Consider the following 19,924-nt stretch of genomic DNA (forward strand, 5'->3'; position numbering starts at 1 on the left):
TTCACATGTGGGGCTAAGAGTAGCCGCTAAAATTTCATTCATTAAAAAATCCACGAAGCAGGCAACTTTTCAGGGATTACGAACAGCACATAAAAACAAGACAGTGGCTTTCTCCGCTGCGCTTGAATGGAAAAGCGTTTATTAGGAGAGGAATCTTGCAAAAAAGGTCTGATTTTTTTCTGATGTGAAAAAAATAGACACGCTAAGAGAAAAGAAAAATGGATACTTAGGAAAGGGTCAAAATAGCAAACCGCGCAATGAAAAACTGGCGGCGATTCCTTCAAGAAGGCCGTCAGTTTCCTTAGGTCAACGAATCGGTGTGATTCTTGGCTGAATCAGCTGTTCAATCGTTTTGTGGATGATCGTCCAGTCCGAAAGGGTGGGGACATTGGAAATGCGCAGTTGCTGAAATTTGGTGTTGCTTTTCAGATGCAAGTCAAAATTGCTGACGATCAAATCTATTTCCCGATGGATCAATTCTTGTTCATCAGGAGCCACTTCAAAAAAGTAACTGATTTCTGTATGGTCGTTTTTAAATAATTCCGTTGATGCGGCTAAGAAAGCATCTAATCCAGCACCGCCTTGAAAAGCAAAGGCTACTTTGAGGTGTTTTTTCAGCTGGGGATTAGGCGCTAACTCGCTTAACAAAGTCAATGTGACTGCGATATGTTCCAAGTGAGTAAAGGAAAAGAAGCGGCTTTGATCGTTGAAGGGTTTCAACCACTCATTCCAAGCAAGGTAATCCGTCTTGAATGTTGTTTCAACAAAGGCTTTGATCTGCGGATCAGCAAACTCATAATTGGCAGAAATCATCGTCAGCAGGCGAAGATTCACGAGATACGCGATGATCTTGTGGGCGGCTGCAGGTGGAATAGCGACGCCAGATTTCTCTAAAAAGGCAGCCGCTTCTGCAATAATTTCTGGTCTTTCTGTATGGTGAAAAATGTAATCCGCATCGCTTTCGCCGTTGATGTCCATCGTACTATAGGAAAGACAATGGAGCGCATTGACAAAGATCCAAAGCAGTTCTTGTTGCGGCAAGTGGATGATTCGGTATTTTTTCAAGTAATGTTCGTTTAATATTTCTGAGAAAATAGCGAAGCGTTCTTTCTCCAATAGATTGCGTTCTAAAGACGGCGGCAAGGTCAAAAAGTAAGAATAGCGCCACCTACGCTTGGCGATACTTAGCCACAGAGCAAGTCTGTAATGGCTGTAATGCAAATCTTTCGTGTTGGCTTCCTTGGCTTTTTGGACCAGCAGGCGGGCATCCGCGGGACTATCCTTATCTAAAATCGTGCTATCGCCATAAGCAGAAAAAAAGACGAACAGACAAAATCGGATGTCCGCTTCGGTACCAATAAAGTCAAGATGATTCGTGGCAATAGTTACAGAATAGGTTTGCAACGACTTGTTCATGTAGCTGATCGTCCGTAAAAGATGACTGCGAGAATAACCGAATTCAATCGTTGCTCGGTGAATAGAGTATTTTTTATTATCAATAATACTCGTCATGATTTTAAACTCCAGCGTTTCCATCCCCAGGTATTGGATGGCAGAATTGATGGAAGCGTTCGGCGCATAAGCGATCGAGACGATGTTCGTTTCTGAGAGTGTGATCTTGACCAGTTCCTTTGGCAAACTGTCACTTAAAATACTCAGCTCTTTGGTAACTGTAGGCAAAGATAGCCCTAGTAATGTCGCTAATTCTTGTGGATGATACCCTGTCGGTGCAGCATTTAGCACTTGTAAGATTTTTACTTGTCGAGAAAATGCTTTGTCCCGATGCAAGTTGATAGATAAATTTTCTAACATTGAAGTCACCACCTATCCATTGAAATTACGCTCGTTTTAAGTAAATTATATAATACTCTGCGCCAATCAAGAAGTCTTATCCCTTGAAAATTGGCGGATTTCATGTTAATGGTGCGCCGCATGTTTCATCGAGTGTGAAGTAGTCATTGAAAACAGCTTTTTTAGAAAAAACAACCTTGCCAGTTGCAGACCTAAAACGCTTGGATAGATTGGTACAAAGATAAGTGTGAATAACGTTGGGGAAAAGAAAAAGGAGAAAAAACGAAAATGAAAAAACGCGTAGTTATAAGTAAGAGCGCTTTAGTAGGGATGCTGATTTTAGGGACAACCTTTCCAAGCACATGGCCGATCGCTCAGGCAACAGAAACACAACAAACAGAGCAGCAAACACCATCAATAGACTCCACCGAGATTCAACAGGAAGCATGAATACAGGAGAAACAAGCAGTGTCTTGCTAAGTGTGACAGGGATCCTATTCTTAATCGGCGGGCTGGTGTTCTTGCATCGTAAGAAATCATGGAGAAAACAACAATAGGATCAATAGAAGAGCCAGAAGAATAAAACATACAGGACGAACAAGCTGGATGAATTGCTTTAAGAGAACAAATATCGATCTTTAAGCAATCACAAACATCAGCAATGTTCGCCCTGTTTTTTATATAGTGAGCAGCCGAGAGTACTAAGTTCAGCCAGCACGTGTATTTATGAAATGACCTCATCCTTCTCCAGACTAAGATAGCGATAAAAAGTCGAGCGCTTTAAGCCTGTTTGGGCACAGATATCCACAACGGCTTTTCCTTCCTTTTGATAAAGGTGCAATGCGTGTTGGATCAGTGCGGGATCGATTCGTGGACGACCGCCAATATTTCCTCTAGCACGTGCGGATTCTAAGCCTTCTTTGGTCCGTTCAACGATGATGTCTCGTTCGAATTGGCCGAAGGCTTGGAAAACAGTCATCATTAATTTTCCTTGAGGGGTTTGTGTATCAAAATTTTCTTTGATACTGATGACTTTTACGCCTTTCTTTTCAAAAAAGTAGACGAGATCAATCAGGTCTTTGGTACTTCTTCCTAGCCGCGAGAAACTTTCAATAATGATTTTATCGTTTTCTTTCACTCGTTTTTTTAGTTTATTTAATTCAGGACGATTTGCGCGTACACCACTGATCTTTTCAGTATAAATTTTGTTGCATTCATACCGGTCAAGTAAATCCAATTGACGAGAGAGATCCTGTTGTCTTGTGGATACACGGGCGTATCCATAAACCATATTTGTCATACAAATTCCTCTAGTTGCACAAAAAGAGTCTACATAGAGAATACCTTGTTTGTTCACTTAAGTACATATTCTAACACCAACTTAAATAAATTTGGGAAATAGGAAGGTTTTTTTATAGACGCAAATATTGTACTATAGAAAAGAAACCAGTCGGTGAAGGAGAAACACGGAGGGCAAAATGAGAGAATTGCAGTTAAATTTTATGCTAAACAAAACGACCGTTCGATGGCTTCAAATGTTAAATACCTTTGAGCGAGAACGGACTTGTTCCATCGCAAGTTTAGCCAACAAGCTTGATGTGACCCAACGGACGATCAGCTCTGACATCAAGGAATTGAAAACCTATCTGCAGGAGGCAGCGGAATTTACTCTTGAAGCCAATGGCTATCATTTTAGGGAAACTGATCCGAAAAGATACTTGTCTCAAAAAAAGGAGCTTGTTGCAGAAGAAGGCATGTATCAAATCGTGGAAGCCATTTTCCACGGGGAATTCTGTTCGGTTGAAGAGTGGGCGCAGCGCTTATATGTATCAGAAAGTACGATGCGTCGTTATTTGAATACCGCTTCTGCGACGTTACGAAAGTATCATTTAGAGTGGATCTTGCAACCGGTCAATTTGAGTGGATCAGAAGCCAATATTCGCAAGTTTTTTAAAGATTTTTATTATGAATCAGATGTCACGCCGCATACGCTCTTGCCCCCCAAAGAACTGATTGCGTTAGTCAGTGATGCCTTCTCAAAAATTCCCACAGCGCTGGTGAATACAGGCGTTTCTCCGAGTGATTTTTATTATAGTTTGTATATTGCGATCAAGCGCTATCAACTGGGAAAGACCGTTCAGATTCCTCGATCGTTGGCAGCAATCGTCGAAACGCATGACGCGTTTGCGATAATGAAGAATTTAGCGCCTAAAATTGAAGCGCTATACCGAGTAAGACTGCCGCAACAAGAAATGATGTGGCTTTATTTAGTGACCGTGATGAAACGAACTTTGACCGAGCCTGAAAAAGAGCAGCAATTCGTTGCAGCGTTTGGGCTGTATCCTGAACTCGAAGAACTGAGTCAGCGCTTCGTGCAAGAATGGGGCATTTCCTTTCAAGAGCCTCAACAGGTCCAGACGATGATCCACGCCTTTTTCCTGTCAAAGAAAATCAATGAGCAGCTGGCGCCCGTTTTAAATCACTTGCTAACAGAAGTAAAAAATGAAGCGCAAAAGCATGGTTCTGCTGCTTATCAAAAAAATCTGGCATTTATGAAGCAGCACCAAGCGATTCTAGGAATCAAACAGGAGTATCTGTCAGATATTTGTGCCGCACTGACCCTTTACAGTGAAGCAATTAGGGAGCTTTATGCACAAAAAGTCAAACGGATTGCGTTGATAATAGAAGGTGATCTCTATGCCTGTCACACGATCCGTGCGCGCTTTTTGCGTTATGTCGGCAATGATCATCGGGTATTCTTTCCAAAAATCAATGAATTGACGAGCGATTATTTGAAGGAAAACGCCATTGATCTTGTGGTCACGAATTATAGTGAATATTTATCAGAGTTCATCTTATCGACTGATTCTCTTTTACTCAAAGCAATCCCCGATCATCAAGATTGGCTAAGAGTGATTGAAAAAATCGATCCTCAGTTAGGGCAAGCGTTAAGCGTTCCCACAACCTGATACACGTGTTGCAACACAGCATGACGAGGACATAGGTGGATAGATCAAAGAGAAAAGCCGCAACCGTTACGATCGACGGGTGCGGCTTTTATTCGTTTGTCTAATAAAAAAGGGAGTTATCTGAAAATATGCCCACTGTTCCTGAATACCAAAAGATTGGGTTGTTTTGGTGAAAGAACAGCCTATGCTCAAATAATTAGTTGGCATTTACTAGTTTATCAAAAATCGCTTCAAAGGTTTTGAACGTATCACTATCTAACTGACAAAGCCATAAAAGGTAGCTTTTTTCTTTAAATGTCCATTCGATTGAAGGGTGAGAGGCAATCAAGGCATGGTATTTCTCTCGTTGTTCACTGGTAGCTAATAACCACCGCTTCTCAAAAATCTTTTTCTCTTCCATTTTTTATCTATCCCCCATAAAGAAACGTTGCCTGAAACTTCACTAACGGGCAACGTAAATCTAATGATACGCAGATCTATATTTAGTATACCAAAGAAAAATGAATTTTTTTAGAAGATGTGTAAAATTACAAGGAATTTCTTTTATTTTGCTTTTTTTCGGACAATTTTTATAGGAAAGAAGCATTCTGTTGAAGGGAACTGTTGATAACAATGCTTCTGACAATGCTAAGAATGAGTAAGCAGAAACAATGTATCCATCGTATTGAGTCAAGTGGTTACAGGTAATAACAAAAATGGACGATCCTTTTTAAATCATAAGGAATCGTCTTTTTTTATAACGCTTTTTTTTGCACAAACTTTCAAAATGCCTTGTTTGAAAAGAAAATGAAAATCAATTTATTCACACAGGTTTGCAAATCTTGATTTATTGCTCGATGAGCAACCGTGTTAAATTTAACCTCGATTAAAACAATAAAATTTCGTCAAAAAAACATCTTTTTTTAAATCTTATCTATGATATTTAGTGAGTTTCTATCGAATAGGTTGTTCCGATAAGGTCTAAGACAGATTTTTTTGAGGAGTAAGAAAGGACGCGTGATAAAAACTGAAATGAATCTTTAACGTACGAAAGAATAGAGCAGCAGGGGTGACTTATGAATAACTAATTTAGTGATGAAGTCACAGGTTTGTTATTGATCAGTTATCGGACAATGTTCTCCATTCTAGCAGCGGTGATGGGCTCAGAAGAAAATACGAAGTCATTCTATGACAAACTACCTGATGAGGAAGGATGAATTCGTACAAGCATCATTAACCGGAGACCATGAAGAAATACAACGATAGAAAGATATATAGGTTGAGTTGGAAGGGAAAATAAAATGAAAAACAATTTTAAATTGAAAGCAATAGGTTTATTACTCGTTTGCCAAATGACTTTATCATCATTACCAGTGGTAGCGATGGCACAAGAGCACGAGGATTTGGAAGAAAATTATAACATAGAAAAACTAGTGGATGGGTTAGAAGAGAAGCAGCCAGAGGCAGCAAAACAAGCTGAAAATGAGCCAGTCGATCCACAAGAACAACATTTAGCACCAGATGATACCCAAAAGTCAGAAGCCAGGGATATGACGGACACAAACGCATTCTCTGAACAAGTACTACAGATGAATACTCAAGGAAGCCCCATCTATTCTTTGAAAGGTCTTAACAAAAGAGAAACACTCAATACAACTGGAAGTAGTGCTTATATTTTTAATGTATGGATAGAGGAAGATGCGAATGGGTTACCTGTATTCAATCATGATATCAGTAAGCATTTCATAAATTATGGTGCGAGGGTTACATTTAGCAATGGACAGTCGGCTCAGACATTTAAAAATGCTGCGACAGGTTCCCATATGATTTGGCAAGTAAATTTAAATGATCAATTGAGACCGAGACGTGGTGATACTTATACGATCAGAGATCTTAATCCATCAGGTAATCCGATCCATGCGGCAGCTACCGGCGTCTTGATGGAAGATCGCTATTATGAAGATGATCGCCAATTCGGGCAAAGTGTCTATGATCTTTTTGTAGGGGATACTTTTGAGCAACTACAAGAAGGTGTAACACAGCAAATAATTGCATCTACAAGAAGTAACTTAGAGGATCAAATGTTTCCTAGTGAAGAGAAGCAAAGATTGTTAGGACTTTTAAGTTCAGCAGAGGATATTTTAGCCAACCAGAAAATTAGCGACACCACTTTAAATGGTCTAACGACTGAATCGACACAAGCAAGCGGTGAGGCTGAACCAAATGCGACGATTTCCATTCGCGTTGGAGAAACAGAACTTGCAAGTGGACGTGTAGGAAGTGATGGCAAGTATAGCGTAACGATTGAAAAACAACAAGCGGGCACCGTGGTTACTGCGCAAGCAAGATTAGGCGATATCGAATCAAATATTGCCGAAACAACCGTTATTAGAGAAGGAATTGATGAAACAACGATTTCTAAGCTAAATACTGACTCCACAAGTGTGACGGGAACCGCAGAGCCAAATGCGGAGATCACGATCAAAGCTGGTGATACCGTGATTGCAAATGGACGTGTTGGCAGTGATGGCATCTATTCGTTAACGATTGAAAAACAACCAGCAGGTACCGTAGTCACTGCGCAAGCAACCTTAAATGGCATTTCATTAAATATCGCAGAAACCATGGTTGAGCGAGCAACGATCGCCGAAACAACCTTGAATGAAGTGACAACCACAGACACGACTGTTAGTGGAACAGCCGAACCCAATGCACAGGTGGAAATCACGATTGGTGATGAAACCAAGAATGCCACTGTCGATAGTGATGGAAAGTTTGCAGTAGAGATTGATCCGCAAGCAGCAGGAACCATGATTACTGCGCAACGATTGAATGGTCGTTAAGTAGTGTGCCAGAGTGAAGAACAAATACTACTCGTCCATAGAAACGAATGGAAAAGACGTGTGCGGCGTTCGAGTGCCGCACACGTCTTTTCAGTTATAGAAGGAGCTTTTTTCGGTGTTTTGCAACGCAAAATTATGGATGATTTTTGGGTTGATGATTTTCAAGAAATTGTTCCAATCATCTGCATCTGGGATCGATTTTATTAGGAGGCATTCAACATCCAGAATATACTCTTCCAAATACTCTGCGTAATTCGTCACGACTAGATCAATCTTGTTTCGTTCCACATAATCCAAAGAAAACTCACTGGAATCAGGGAATTGTAAAACATGATATCGACCAAAATATTTTACAGCAAAAGCATTGATGTGAAGGCAAATATGCGCATCCCCTTCTAAAAGAAAGGCGATCCGGCGTGGGTTGCCCCAGTATTTTTCTTTTAATCCTTCAAAGTACAAAGTGAAGCGGGCACTGATTGCTGGCAGAGCGGTCGCTTCAAAGAGAGGCTCTCTAAGAAGAAACCGTGTATTTTCCTCATACTCTTTAGGGTATTGTGTTTGTGCGTAATTGGAAATTTCTTCCATGCTTTGATTGTAGGTAGGCGAAATCAGCTGCTTTATTTTTTCCGTAATAAAGAAAGAATGGAGAAAAACAAAATCTCGGGACTGATCATGATCGGAAATCTGCTGGAGCTGGCAAAAATTGGCAGTCAGTTCTTTTAGCTCAGGCCAATGGTCAAAGCGGGTAACAAATGATATTTCCCTGAGATAGTTGTTTATCCCGCGGTTACTTGCTAGTAGAGCGAAAAGATAGACCAGCTCCTCTGACGGTAAAGACAAGGAAAAAGCGGTTTGGAGTCGTTGATTGAGGGGCTGGATTTCTTGGAAGAGTTCATCTGCCAAGACGATCTTTTTTAATTGTTCGGAGACAACGACAGTTTCTCCCGCTTGATAACGCTCAAGGATAATATACAACCAATAACTGATATACCAAAATGAAGCCGTATTATTGGTTTTGCCGCGTATATTGCGAAAAAAATCTAAGACGATATTTTGCACAGCAATGGTTGGACGTACCGTATGAGGCGTAGCATCCGACTCATAATAAAAGGCATGGAAAAATTTGCGAATATCCGCTTCTGATCCGATCAGACGGAAATTCTTATGATCAACAGATAACTGAAAGGGCTTTAGGGCTTTTTCAAAAAGTGTCAAATAGCGTAAAAGGGAACTCTCAGAAAGATAAAAATAGTCTGCCCATTCGGAGACTGTCCGATATTCTCCCTTAAACAGATGCTCAAGAATAACGAATAACGGTTCATTTTGAAGGAGCGCTCGTTTTCGTTCCAGATATTCTTTCGGTAGTAATTCATGAAGAGAATAGCCATTCGACGTGGATTCGATCATTAGCGTACTTCCAAAGTAGCTCCGTAGCCCCTCCATATCATAAATGATCGTGCGCCGCGAACTCTGGACAGCTTTTGACAACTCACGATTCGAAAGGGGCTTATGCCGTTCCAAAAGATTCAATAGTTTCAACCAACGATTGGTGGTCGTAGAAGTAATAAACGTCATCTGAAAATTTTTCATTTGCAACACTCCCATACGGTCTGTTTGATGGATCATCGCTCACGTCTGATTATGGAATATGGATACGGGCAAGGCAAGGGAAAGGTTTTTGGTACCTAACAAGTGTTTCTTTTATAGGAACACATGCGCTACTTGGGGATGAAAAGCAAATAACCGAAAGGGCCAACGATTCGTCTTAAACATCGTTGGCCCTTTCGGCTTTTTCATCAAGCTGTTGCAAACTGGCTGTTATATAGTTGGGCGTAAAGGGAATCTTGTGCCAGCAGTTCTGTGTGGGAGCCTTTTTCGACGACGGAGCCGTCTTTCATCACTAAGATCAAGTCAGCGTTTTTGATGGTAGAAAGACGATGGGCGATGATAAAGCTGGTCCGTCCTTGGGTCAAACGATCCATCGCCGTTTGGATCATTTGTTCTGTCCGCGTGTCGACACTGGAGGTGGCTTCATCAAGGATCAGGATCGTTGGGTCTGCTAAAATCGCCCGAGCGATCGTCAATAATTGTTGTTGTCCTTGTGACAGTTCGCTTTCGGAACCAATGACGGTATCGTAACCGTTGGGCAGGGTCCGCACGAAGTGGTCGCATTGGGCGGCTTTGGCGGCAGCCAAGATGTCTTCCCGAGTGGCATCGGGATTGCCATAAGCGATATTTTCAGCGATGGTTCCTTGGAATAGCCACGTATCTTGCAGCACCATACCGAATTTTTTCCGTACTGCTGGTGCCGAAAAGGACATCATGTCTTGATCGTCCAGCAAGATCTTCCCACCATTCAATGGATAAAAGCGCATCAGAAGATTGATCATGGTGGTTTTTCCAGCACCTGTTGGTCCAACGATCGCGACCGTTTGTTTTGGTTTGACGGAAAATTCGACGTTTTCCATCAAGAGTTTTTCCTTGCTGTAGCCAAAGGAGACGTGTTGAAAATCGATTTTTCCTTTGATGGTTTGTGGAACTGGCAGTTGTTGGGTCGCAGTTTCTTCTTCAGGATAATCAAGGATCTCAAAAATTCGTTCGAGAGATGCTAAGGCACTTTGCAAGGTGTTCATAATATAAGAGGCTTGCGTGATTGGTTCAGATACTTGGTTGATGTATTGCAGATAGGCTTGTACGAGACCAATGGATAATTGCCCTTGCAACACCATCAGACCACCAACGACGGCGCTTAAGATAAAGCCGATTTGATTGATAAAGCGCACGAATGGATTGATAGCTGCACTGACGAACTGTGCTTTCCGAAAGGCTTTAAATTGGGCTTCACTCAATTCCGCCATTTCCGCTTCAACGGCAACTTGTTGGTTGTAGGATTTGACCAGCGGATTTGCGGTATAAAACTCTTCCGCACGACTGCTGACTGCACCTAATGTTTCTTGGTTTTTGGTAAAGTAGCTCAAGTTTTTTCGTGAGAGAACGGTAGTCACAAAAGCACTCAAAAGCAAAATCAGGACCACGCCGATCGTCAGTAATGGGCTGAGATAAAGCATGGCGATCAAGCCGAAGGTAATGCTGATGGTTGCGGTGATCAATTGCATCAAACCGACTTGCAAGACTTCAGATACTTTATCTAAATCGAGAATCACTCGGCTTAAAATATCGCCAGTATGATGTTTGTCGTAAAAACTGATAGGCAGGCGATTGAATTTGTCACTGATTTGTTTGCGTAAAGTCAAGGTCAGGGTTTCACTGACACTGGCCATCGTATACTCTTGCAGCAAGGAAAAGAGACTGATCAAAAGCCACGTTCCCGCTAAAAGGACGACTGGACCTAAAATACTTTGCCAAAAATCACTGATCTGCCAGCCTTCTTGTTGAAACAAGGCAATCAGATTATCCAGTCCACGCCCCAAGATCAAAGGGGCGATGGACATTAGTAAGGAAAAGAACAAGGCGGAAGCGATAATCAGTAGAAAGCGGGCTTTTTGTTCCATCAGCAAACGCAGCAAACGTCGGCTTGTATGTTTCATGTTTTTTGGTGTATCCATTGGTTGTTTACTCATCCTTCATTCCTCCCATTCCTTGAGATGAGGCAAACTCTTGATAAGTTTGGCAATTGCGTAATAATTCTTCGTGGGTTCCTTTACCGACCATTTTGCCGTTATCCAAGACAATGATTTGATCGGCATTTTTGACGGTCGATACCCGCTGAGCCACGATAATGACGGCGGCATCTTTCGTGTATTCTTTCAATGCACGCCGCAAATTGGCATCTGTTTGATAATCCAAAGCAGAAAAACTGTCGTCAAAGAAGTAGATTTCTGCTGGCTTTGTCAGCGCTCGGGCAATACTCAGTCGTTGCTTTTGACCGCCAGAGAAATTGCTGCCTTTTTGAGCAACCGGACTTTCATAACCTTCAGGCAAGCCTTCAATAAATGACTTGGCTTGAGCAACTTCAGCGGCTTTTGCCATCGCCTCATGGGTTGCTGGACGATTGCCGAAACGCAAGGTTTCTTGAATCGTGCCGCTAAGCAAGAGCGCTTTTTGCGGGACATAACTAATTTGGTCCCGTAATTCGGCTTGTGAGATCTCTTTGATGTTGCGGCCAAAAAGCGTGATCGAACCAGCAGTCACATCTTTGAAACGCAACAGCGCTTTGGCGATGGTGCTTTTGCCAGAGCCAGTTCCACCAACGATCGCTGTCGTTTTGCCTCGATGGATCTTGAAGCTGATATCTTCTAAGACAGGTTCTTCGGCACCTTCATACGTAAACTGCACGTGATTGAAAGCTGCGATCGTTTCTGACACGGCGGTCTTGTTTAAGGTTTGGTCACCGTCGATCAAATCAATTGGTTCTTCCAAAACTTCTGTGATCCGTTGCAAGGAAGTCAAGCCTTTAGGCACCATCACGATCACCATCGCTGCCATAGTCAAAAACCAAAGACTCAGGATCGTGTATTCGATGATGGCAGTAATACTACCAATAGCAAGGTGGCCCTGCAGACTTTGATAGCCGCCGTAGACAAGGATAGTCGAAATCGAGAGTCCCATTACTAAATTGACGGTCGGATTCAAGACAGCAAAGAGGCGATTGACTTGGATCATGGTTTTCGCATATTCCGTCAAGGTTTGATCTGTCCGTTCTTTTTCGTAAGCAGCTTTGTCGAATGCTCGAATCACCCGAGCGCCAGTAAAGGTTTCTCGTAAGATCCGCATCATTTTATCGACTAGTTTTTGCGTGATTTGTGATAATGGGATCGCTTTGCGAATCACTCCATAAGCGATCATTGAAAAACATAGGATCGCTACGATTGGGACCCAAATCATCCGTAAAGAGACGGTGCCGGTTAGAAAAATTGAAGCAGCGACGATCATTGGGGCTGGCAAAATCATTTGCAGCGCCATCATCAAAATTTGTTGGATGTTGTTGATGTCGCTGGTGGTACGTGCCAGCAAAGTGGGCGTACCATAGCCATCAACAGCGGATACAGAGAGTTCTTGTGTTTTTTTGAAAAGGCGTATCCGCAAAAAATGCCCGAATTTTCCTGAAAGGTGGGCAGATAAATAACTACCGCCTACAGAGACGATCACGGTGCCGATGGCAATGGCAAACATCCACCAGCCATTGTGCCAAATGGCTGTCGTGTCGACTTTCAAGATCCCTTCATCAATGATTTTTGCCAAAAAATACGGCAACAGGAGTGTGCCGAAGGATTGGACCAGCATCAAAAGAAATAAACTGAAAAAGAAGCGTCGTTCTTCTTTATAAAATAACTGTAATTGTTTCATGATTTCCCTCCAAAAATGTCGTTCTATGGTAGAATAAACTGTAACGTTACGTTACAGTCAAGCAAGGAGTGAAATTTTTTTGAAAAAACAATTGACCATCAGTGAGATGTCCGCTTATGCTGGCGTGAGTCGGCGCACATTGATTTATTACGATCAGATCGATTTATTCAAACCGCAATCGATTGGTGAAAACGGCTATCGCTACTACGGCTTTGAACAATGCCTTGAGTTAGACGTGATTTTGCTCTTGCGTTCTTTAGACATGCCCTTGCAAGACATTCGACAATTTTTGAAAAACCGCAACCCTGAATACACGCAAAAGGAACTTGTGGAACGGCGAGGAGAAGTCCGTGCCAAAATCGCTGCGCTACAAGAATTGGAACGAACCTTCGATCGCTACATCCAGCGCTATGAAAAAGTACAGAAAGCCGATTTTGAGACCTTTACGATAGCGCACTACAAAGCAGAGGCGTTTATCGTTTCCGAAGAGATCGCTGGCGATGATCCAGAATCTGCTTATCAAGTGTACGCCCGTTTTTATCCGCTAGTGGATTATAAAGATGCCTTCAGTGGCTACCCCATCGGCTTTTTAAGTGCTGGAACGACATTAGAGGATCAGACCTTTCACGCATCGCCTTATCGGGCACTGATCTTGATTCCCCAAGATCGGCTGCATCTCTATCCTGAAAAGCTGATCATCACGCGTCCTACTGGCACGTATGTGTCTGGGTTTGTCAGTGAGGGAGAGGAACAAATTGCTGCTTTTACCCATCGCATCCAAGCCTTTCTAAAAGAGAATCAGTTAAAGATCGATGGCGATGTTTGGGAATTGTTATGGCAAGATGAAGTCTTTACCGCCCAAAAAGAATTGCAGATATTTGAAGTGATGGTTCCAGTGAAGCCTGAGTAATGGACGAGGCACGCGTATCTGTCGGAACCGAAAATCAAGATAAGCAATCGCAATGGTTGTTGCGGGCATTTCAATGGAAGCAAAATAGAAGCAAAGGAGATGGACGAAGCCAGATTGTATCCCTACAAAGAGCCCTGGGAAGCGTTGAAATTCCCATTTTCCTTTTTTCTCGTTATACTTGAAAGAACAGATGAGAAAAAAGGGGAAATTTTAATGAAAAAAGAAACAGGATTACGCTCGCTTTATGCGTTGATTGGTGTCGCCATTTTAGGATTCGGGGCGGCATTGCTGCGAGTTGGCGGAGTGGGACTAGACCCATACACAGCAGCCAATATCGGTGTTGGTGAGCTGCTAGGGTTATCCCTTGGGGTCTATCAATTGATGATCAATATCGCTGTCCTAGTATTGATTTTTATCTTTGGCCGTCGCCATATCGGTATCGGGACGGTCATCAATATGGTGCTGACAGGATTTTTCATCGACTTTTATACCAACGTTTTTGATTGGTTATCCGTCGGTCCAAATAACTGGTGGCAGCAAGGCTTGTTCTTGTTGATCGGGATTATCTTCTTTACCTTCGGTGCTTCGTTTTATATGTCAGCAAATTTGGGCAGCGCCCCCTATGACGCGATTGCCCCAACCATCGTCGATCAGACGAAAGCCAACTATCGAGTGGTGCGGGTGATTCAAGACGTTGCCTTTGCCTTGATTGGCCTCTTCACAGGCGGACCTATTGGGATCGGAACCTTCATCAGTGCCTTTTTAGTGGGCCCACTGATCAAATTCTGGGACAACCGTGTCTCTCAGCCATTCATCGAAAGCAGTGTCAAAAAAGCGATTTTTAAATAAAAAAGGTCTGCAGCAAAGAGAAGTCGAAGCGATTTAGTCGCCCACTTCACTTTGCTGCAGTTTTTTTGCCATTTGATCAAGGAATTCTTGCATAATTGCTTCTCAGTCGCTAGAATAAAAAAGCCGAGGAGGGGTAAGTATGCAATTACCAACACCATTTATTGAAAAATACCAACGGTTGTTAGGAGAAGAAGCACCAGCTTTTTTTACCGCTTTGACCGATAATCAGCCAGTCAAAGGCTTTCGCTTGAATGTTGCTAAGCCGCACGCACAAGCGATGCTGGCAAAATATGGACCAGCCGCTGTACCCGCCCCCTATGCAGAAGCTGCTTATATTGGCGAAGTCAAAGGCCGTTCGCTGCTCCATCAAGCTGGCTATGTCTACAGCCAAGAACCTAGTGCGATGATCGTAGCAACGATCGCAGCCGCTCAACCAGGGGAGCGGGTCTTAGATTTATGTGCGGCACCAGGGGGCAAAACAACGCAGCTGGCAAGCCAATTACAAGGGAAAGGGCTGCTTGTAGCAAATGAGATTTTCCCCAAGCGTGCCAAAATCCTATCAGAAAATGTGGAGCGTTGGGGCTTTCCGAATGTAGTCGTCACCAATCAGGCACCGCAAGAATTGAGCCGCCATTTTCCTCAGTTTTTTGACAAGATCGTGGTGGACGCCCCATGTTCTGGTGAAGGAATGTTTCGTAAAGATCCCGTCGCATTAGAAGAATGGCAAGCAGATACACCTGATCAGTGTGCGATCAGGCAAAAAGACATTTTGGCACAAGCCGTTGTGATGCTAAAACCGGGGGGCCAGCTGATCTATTCCACCTGTACCTTTGCCCCAGAAGAAAACGAAGCGATGATGGCTTGGTTAATGGAGGAGTATCCCTTCACGATCGAAGCGATCGACTTGGACAATGTATCTCATGGGCGCAGGGAGTGGGGAGCTGCACCCGGGATTGAGAAAACCATCCGCTTATGGCCGCATTTAAACCAAGGAGAAGGTCATTTCGCTGCGAAATTGACCTCGCTAGCAGAAGCAGCGCCAGTGAAAAAGAAGAAAAAAGGCAAAGGAGCGACAGCCAAGAGTCCATTGGATGCAGCGACTCAAAAGTTGTGGCAAGCCTTTCGCAAGGAGTTTCCTTTTTTACAGGCACTGAATGCGACGCCACAGCTGCTAGGAGAAAACCTCTGGCTCGTTCCTGAAGAAATGCCTTCTTTAAAAGGGATCAAGTTTATGCGCCCAGGTTTGCACGTCGGCGTCGTTAAGAAGAATCGGATCGAGCCAAGTTATGCGTTGGCATTGGCGATCCATGCAGAAGAAGGGGCACCGACAGTGCCGATCACTTTGCCGCAATGGCAGCAGTATGTGGCAGGTGAAACCTTGAGCGTGCCAGGAAATGCTGGGTGGGTGATTTTGACAGTCGATGAGATCCCAGTCGGTTTTGGAAAACAAGTCCAAGGAACCGTGAAAAACTTCTTTCCTAAAGGATTAAGATTCAAAGCGATTTAAACGAAATAGTGTTTTTATTTCAGTCCTCGTGCTATGATGGAAGTAGCAAAATAAGGGAGCTGATCGATATGAAAACATCATCAAAAGTAACGATTGGATTAAGCATTGCAGCGATCGCTGGGATCACTACTGCCGTCGTTGTATCAGACAAAGTATTCAATAAAGTACGCTTCGCTTGCAACCGACACAAAGTAAAGAAATTTGTCGATGACAAATTCAACGGCAATGAAAAATTGCTGGATGTCGTAGACGGCTTATCTGACAATGAATTGGATTCGTTGTTAGGTGTGATGAAAAAAGTCAATGAGGGCCGCAACAAAATCTCTGTTTACGGAGACAACATCAAAGATTCGACAGAACATGTCAAAGACAAGTTGACGAGCTTTGTTGATTCCGTCTTTTAAGCCAATCATGCCATTTGAAACTCGCAGGGACATCGGTCTTTGCGAGTTTTTCTCGTCTTTCTAAGCGTTTTTCGTTATACTAACAAGGAAATGCACGAAATGGTGCGAGGTAGAGGAGTGAAAGTGAAGTCGTGGAAAAAACAAGTACCTTGACTGCCGAGGAAAAAGCCTTCTTTATGGAAGAAGCAATCAAAGAAGCCCGAAAAGCAGAAGGGTTGGCAGAAGTACCGATCGGTGCTGTCGTCGTCTTGGATGGTAAAATCATTGGTCGTGGACACAATCTACGAGAAACGCAGCAGCAAGCCGCAGCGCATGCGGAGATGTTTGCGATCGAAGAAGCCTGTCGCACTGTCGGAAGTTGGCGCTTAGAACAAGCGCAGCTGTTTGTGACCTTGGAACCATGCCCGATGTGTAGCGGGGCGATGTTATTGGCACGGGTGGAAGAAGTGTATTTTGGTGCCTACGATCCCAAAGGCGGCACTGCTGGTACATTGATGAATTTATTGGAAGATGAGCGCTTCAACCATTGGTCCTATGTGGAAGGCGGCATTTTAGAAGAAGCATGCGGCCAGCTGCTAACAGATTTTTTCCGAGCATTACGAGAAAAGAAAAAACAAAAAAAGGCTGGCAATCTCTAACGAAATACGTTATACTAAGTTTTGCCGAAAGGCTAGGACAATGGAGGTCTTGTGAAGCGTGTCAGATCCGGAAGGAAGCAGCACTAAGCAGGATTCTCCATGTGTCTGATTGAAAAACTGCTTGTTTTGAAGAAAGCAGTAGTACTAATTGAATCGATGATCATTCAACCCTGAGACAGACTGTCTTAGGTTTTTTTATTGTCTGAAAGTCTTTAGTTGAGTCTTCTCTTTGATAAATTTTCATGATCAATTTTTAGCCAATCTAGTAAAAAGTGAATCACGATTGTTTGATTGTAGGTGAAGAATTGCTGATTAGCTAGTTACTTTTTTACGACTTTCTTGTGTATTTTCGAAGGTAGTCAGAGGTTGATCGTTTTAAAGTATCAAATTTATTTTCGTCATATTTCGCAATGTGCACCAGAAATGCAATCGTTTGATTTTGTTCGAAAAAAGTTTCATAGTGGTTAAGCTTGAAAAAAACATCCGTTGCCATGAAAGCCGTTCGTTTATTGGCATTATGAAAGGGATGTTTTTTGATTAAGTTGATTAGAAGGATTGCAGCTTTTTCCTCCATTGAGGGATATAATTCTTTTGAAAAAACGATTTGTTGCGGTTGTTTTACAGCCATGGCTAATCCAGATGGATCACGCAAGCCGATCTCTTCATTTGGTGTTTGACTTTTGATAAGCACGACATTCATTTTTATGATTTGTTTTTCTGATAAGTAGATTGTCAATGATTTGCGAGCTCCTTATACATCTCTTCATATTGAGAAAAAGATTGATCGATTAAACGATTGATTTCGAGTTCCTGCTCAGAAGGTAATGACTTTTTCGTGATTGCAGCAGCTAATTTGTCTTCATCAACAAATACGTAATCATTTTCTTGAATTCCTATTTTTTCTAATAATTCTTTCGATAATGTTAAAACAACTGAATTTCCGCTCTTTCTAATTTTTCGTTCTTGAATACTCACTTTACATCTCCTCCGTATATCGTATATACAGTATATACGATATACGAGAATTACTCAATAATTGTATGATCGTATGTTAGTGCTATATATTTTGGATCGTATTTGCTTGGAAAAAAATCATTCCAACAATTGAGCAAAACATGGCGGTACTTTTTGACAAATGACTGTCTATTTATTCCATTCTTTTCCAAGCATTCCAATGGTTTCCCAGAGATTTTATGCTATGCTTATTTTGTAGAGACTTCCGTCGCCTTTCTACTGGCAACCCTTGATGCCAAGAGAAATGGATAGTGATTTCAGGCGACGTATTTGAAAAGAGGCGCACAATGGAAAAAATTACGATTATCCATACGAACGATCTGCATTCCCACCTAGAACATTGGCCGAAGATGCGGCGTTATTTGGATCAAAGAAAACGAGAAGCGGATACGACCGAAGAGACAGTGATCGCACTCGACTTAGGCGACTTTGTCGATCGTTGGCATCCTTTGACAGAAGCAACTGACGGCAAGGCGAATGTCGATTTGATGAATCAAGGACATTACGATGCGGTGACGATTGGGAACAATGAAGGGGTCGGCAATCCCAAAGAGGTCTTGCAGCATTTATATGACCAAGCAGAATTTCCTGTCATTTTAGGCAATTTATTTGATAAACAGGATTTACGTCCACCCAAATGGGCACAAGAATACAAAATCATGGAAAGCAATCAAGGCGCCAAAATCGGCCTGATCGCTTTTACAGCACCGTTTCCGCTGACATATGCCCCAAACGGCTGGGACATTCGCGAACCCTTGGAGATTTTGCCTTCATTGGTGCAGCATTTGCGCCCCGAAGTCGATCTGCTGGTCTTGATGAGCCATCTAGGTATCAATGCTGACCGCCAGATTGCGAGGGACTTTCCAGAACTAGATGTTATATTAGGTTCCCACACGCACCATTTGTTTGAAAAGGGCGAAGTCATCAATGGCGTTCAAATTGGGGCAGCTGGCAAGTTTGGTTTTAACATTGGCGAAGTCGAAGTGGTCTTAGATGATCACCACCGCCCGATCAAGCATCGCGCCCGTGTGATTCCGACGGATTCGTTGGTGGCTTTTCCGCAAGATGAGGAAGAGATCGCCGAATATCTGTCGATCGGCCATCGCTTGCTGCGGGCAAATCAGGTGGCAGAAATTCCAGCAGCGTTTACGAGGGATTGGCAAAGTGAACATTCCTTGGTTCGAGAGGCGCTTTTGGCATTATGTGCCAAAGGACAGACAGATGCCGCCATCTTAAATACGGGGCTATTCTTAGATGATTTGCCGCAAGGACGGGTCGATCAAGATCAGCTGCACACGATTTTGCCCCATCCGATGCATTTGATTCGAGTGACGCTGCAAGGCGCGGATGTCATTCGATTGGTCTTAGAGATGGAAAAAAATCGCAACTTTTTGCGCAATTTCCCAATTATGGGAATGGGTTTTCGAGGGAAGATTTTTGGTGAACTGGTTTATGAAGGCATCCGCTTTGATGAAAAAAACCACCAAGTATTGTGGAAACAAGAGCCCGTCGATCCTGCTCAAAGCTACACGTTGACCCTTGTGGATCACTACTTGTTTATTCCGTTTTTCCCGACGATCGAGATTGCTGGAACCGTTGAGTTTCTTTTTCCAGACTTTATTCGCACAGTGGTCGGTGATTACCTGAGTCAGAAATACCCCATCCAGTAGTTCGTCACTCCTCCAGCTGGATTTTGCGAGAAAACCGCGACTA

General features: G+C 42.9%; 18 protein-coding genes and 1 other RNA gene. 11 read left to right on the forward strand and 8 right to left on the reverse strand.

Going from position 1 to position 19,924, the window contains the following annotated elements; translation table 11 throughout:
- Nucleotides 1-306 precede the first annotated feature (306 nt).
- Nucleotides 307-1,812 carry a helix-turn-helix domain-containing protein gene (locus IGI71_RS02870; RefSeq protein ID WP_118215790.1) on the reverse strand — a complete coding sequence of 502 codons (1,506 nt, stop codon included), beginning with the start codon at nt 1,810-1,812 and terminating at the stop codon, nt 307-309.
- Between the two features lie 267 nt (nt 1,813-2,079).
- Between IGI71_RS02870 and IGI71_RS02875 the strand changes: the two genes are divergently transcribed.
- On the forward strand, nt 2,080-2,241 hold the full coding sequence (locus IGI71_RS02875; protein ID WP_225582123.1) for a hypothetical protein: 162 nt from the start codon (nt 2,080-2,082) through the stop codon (nt 2,239-2,241).
- On the forward strand, nt 2,238-2,348 hold the full coding sequence (locus tag IGI71_RS02880; RefSeq protein ID WP_225582124.1) for an LPXTG cell wall anchor domain-containing protein: 111 nt from the start codon (nt 2,238-2,240) through the stop codon (nt 2,346-2,348). The genes IGI71_RS02875 and IGI71_RS02880 overlap by 4 nt, the downstream gene beginning before the upstream one ends.
- Nucleotides 2,349-2,515: 167 nt before the next feature.
- On the opposite strand, the gene IGI71_RS02885 is transcribed toward IGI71_RS02880, so the two are convergent.
- Nucleotides 2,516-3,091: a recombinase family protein gene (locus IGI71_RS02885; protein WP_213337025.1), complete on the reverse strand. Its 576-nt coding sequence runs from the start codon at nt 3,089-3,091 to the stop codon at nt 2,516-2,518.
- A gap of 178 nt (nt 3,092-3,269) precedes the next feature.
- Here IGI71_RS02885 and IGI71_RS02890 point away from each other — a divergent pair, with 178 nt between their 5' ends.
- Nucleotides 3,270-4,760 (forward strand): helix-turn-helix domain-containing protein, encoded by a 1,491-nt coding sequence (locus IGI71_RS02890; protein WP_368264397.1) that lies wholly within the window; start codon nt 3,270-3,272, stop codon nt 4,758-4,760.
- A 196-nt stretch (nt 4,761-4,956) separates the two neighbouring features.
- Here IGI71_RS02890 and IGI71_RS02895 read toward each other — a convergent pair whose 3' ends face one another.
- Complete coding sequence (locus IGI71_RS02895; RefSeq protein WP_368264396.1) at nt 4,957-5,160, reverse strand: hypothetical protein; 204 nt, start codon at nt 5,158-5,160, stop codon at nt 4,957-4,959.
- An 880-nt stretch (nt 5,161-6,040) separates the two neighbouring features.
- On the opposite strand from IGI71_RS02895, the gene IGI71_RS02900 reads away from it, so the two are divergent.
- Nucleotides 6,041-7,582: an Ig-like domain-containing protein gene (locus IGI71_RS02900; RefSeq protein WP_270287023.1), complete on the forward strand. Its 1,542-nt coding sequence runs from the start codon at nt 6,041-6,043 to the stop codon at nt 7,580-7,582.
- 90 nt (nt 7,583-7,672) lie between these two features.
- On the opposite strand, the gene IGI71_RS02905 is transcribed toward IGI71_RS02900, so the two are convergent.
- The 3 genes from IGI71_RS02905 to IGI71_RS02915 form a co-directional block, all read right to left on the reverse strand.
- Complete coding sequence (locus tag IGI71_RS02905) at nt 7,673-9,172, reverse strand: helix-turn-helix domain-containing protein (RefSeq protein ID WP_213337021.1); 1,500 nt, start codon at nt 9,170-9,172, stop codon at nt 7,673-7,675.
- Nucleotides 9,173-9,378: 206 nt separating this feature from the next.
- The gene (locus IGI71_RS02910; protein WP_213337018.1) at nt 9,379-11,163 is read right to left on the reverse strand and encodes an ABC transporter ATP-binding protein; all 1,785 of its coding nucleotides are present in this window, start codon (nt 11,161-11,163) and stop codon (nt 9,379-9,381) included.
- Complete coding sequence (locus IGI71_RS02915; RefSeq protein WP_375856865.1) at nt 11,156-12,889, reverse strand: ABC transporter ATP-binding protein; 1,734 nt, start codon at nt 12,887-12,889, stop codon at nt 11,156-11,158. The genes IGI71_RS02910 and IGI71_RS02915 overlap by 8 nt, the downstream gene beginning before the upstream one ends.
- Before the next feature lie 106 nt (nt 12,890-12,995).
- Here IGI71_RS02915 and IGI71_RS02920 point away from each other — a divergent pair, with 106 nt between their 5' ends.
- The 6 genes from IGI71_RS02920 (at nt 12,996) to ffs (ending at nt 17,313) form a co-directional block, all read left to right on the forward strand.
- Entirely contained in the window at nt 12,996-13,799 is an 804-nt protein-coding gene (locus tag IGI71_RS02920) for a MerR family transcriptional regulator (RefSeq protein ID WP_231473238.1), read from the forward strand.
- A 99-nt stretch (nt 13,800-13,898) separates the two neighbouring features.
- Nucleotides 13,899-14,648: a YczE/YyaS/YitT family protein gene (locus IGI71_RS02925; protein WP_270287025.1), complete on the forward strand. Its 750-nt coding sequence runs from the start codon at nt 13,899-13,901 to the stop codon at nt 14,646-14,648.
- A gap of 139 nt (nt 14,649-14,787) precedes the next feature.
- Nucleotides 14,788-16,155, forward strand: a complete 1,368-nt coding sequence (locus IGI71_RS02930) for an RsmB/NOP family class I SAM-dependent RNA methyltransferase (RefSeq protein ID WP_270287026.1) — start codon at nt 14,788-14,790, stop codon at nt 16,153-16,155.
- A 68-nt stretch (nt 16,156-16,223) separates the two neighbouring features.
- Nucleotides 16,224-16,559: a hypothetical protein gene (locus IGI71_RS02935; RefSeq protein ID WP_005227636.1), complete on the forward strand. Its 336-nt coding sequence runs from the start codon at nt 16,224-16,226 to the stop codon at nt 16,557-16,559.
- Nucleotides 16,560-16,690: 131 nt separating this feature from the next.
- Nucleotides 16,691-17,197, forward strand: coding sequence for a tRNA adenosine(34) deaminase TadA (tadA, locus tag IGI71_RS02940; protein ID WP_015509027.1), 507 nt, complete (start codon nt 16,691-16,693; stop codon nt 17,195-17,197).
- A 29-nt stretch (nt 17,198-17,226) separates the two neighbouring features.
- Nucleotides 17,227-17,313, forward strand: an RNA gene (gene ffs, locus IGI71_RS02945) — signal recognition particle sRNA small type.
- Nucleotides 17,314-17,525: 212 nt separating this feature from the next.
- On the opposite strand, the gene IGI71_RS02950 is transcribed toward ffs, so the two are convergent.
- Complete coding sequence (locus tag IGI71_RS02950) at nt 17,526-17,933, reverse strand: type II toxin-antitoxin system death-on-curing family toxin (RefSeq protein WP_005227640.1); 408 nt, start codon at nt 17,931-17,933, stop codon at nt 17,526-17,528.
- Nucleotides 17,930-18,172: an addiction module antitoxin gene (locus tag IGI71_RS02955; protein WP_005227642.1), complete on the reverse strand. Its 243-nt coding sequence runs from the start codon at nt 18,170-18,172 to the stop codon at nt 17,930-17,932. The genes IGI71_RS02950 and IGI71_RS02955 overlap by 4 nt, the downstream gene beginning before the upstream one ends.
- Before the next feature lie 326 nt (nt 18,173-18,498).
- Here IGI71_RS02955 and IGI71_RS02960 point away from each other — a divergent pair, with 326 nt between their 5' ends.
- Nucleotides 18,499-19,881 (forward strand): bifunctional metallophosphatase/5'-nucleotidase, encoded by a 1,383-nt coding sequence (locus IGI71_RS02960; RefSeq protein WP_081116960.1) that lies wholly within the window; start codon nt 18,499-18,501, stop codon nt 19,879-19,881.
- The last annotated feature ends 43 nt before the right edge of the window (nt 19,882-19,924 follow it).

The sequence above is a fragment of the Enterococcus sp. DIV1279b genome, from assembly GCF_050531515.1.
GTDB lineage: Bacteria > Bacillota > Bacilli > Lactobacillales > Enterococcaceae > Enterococcus_D > Enterococcus_D casseliflavus.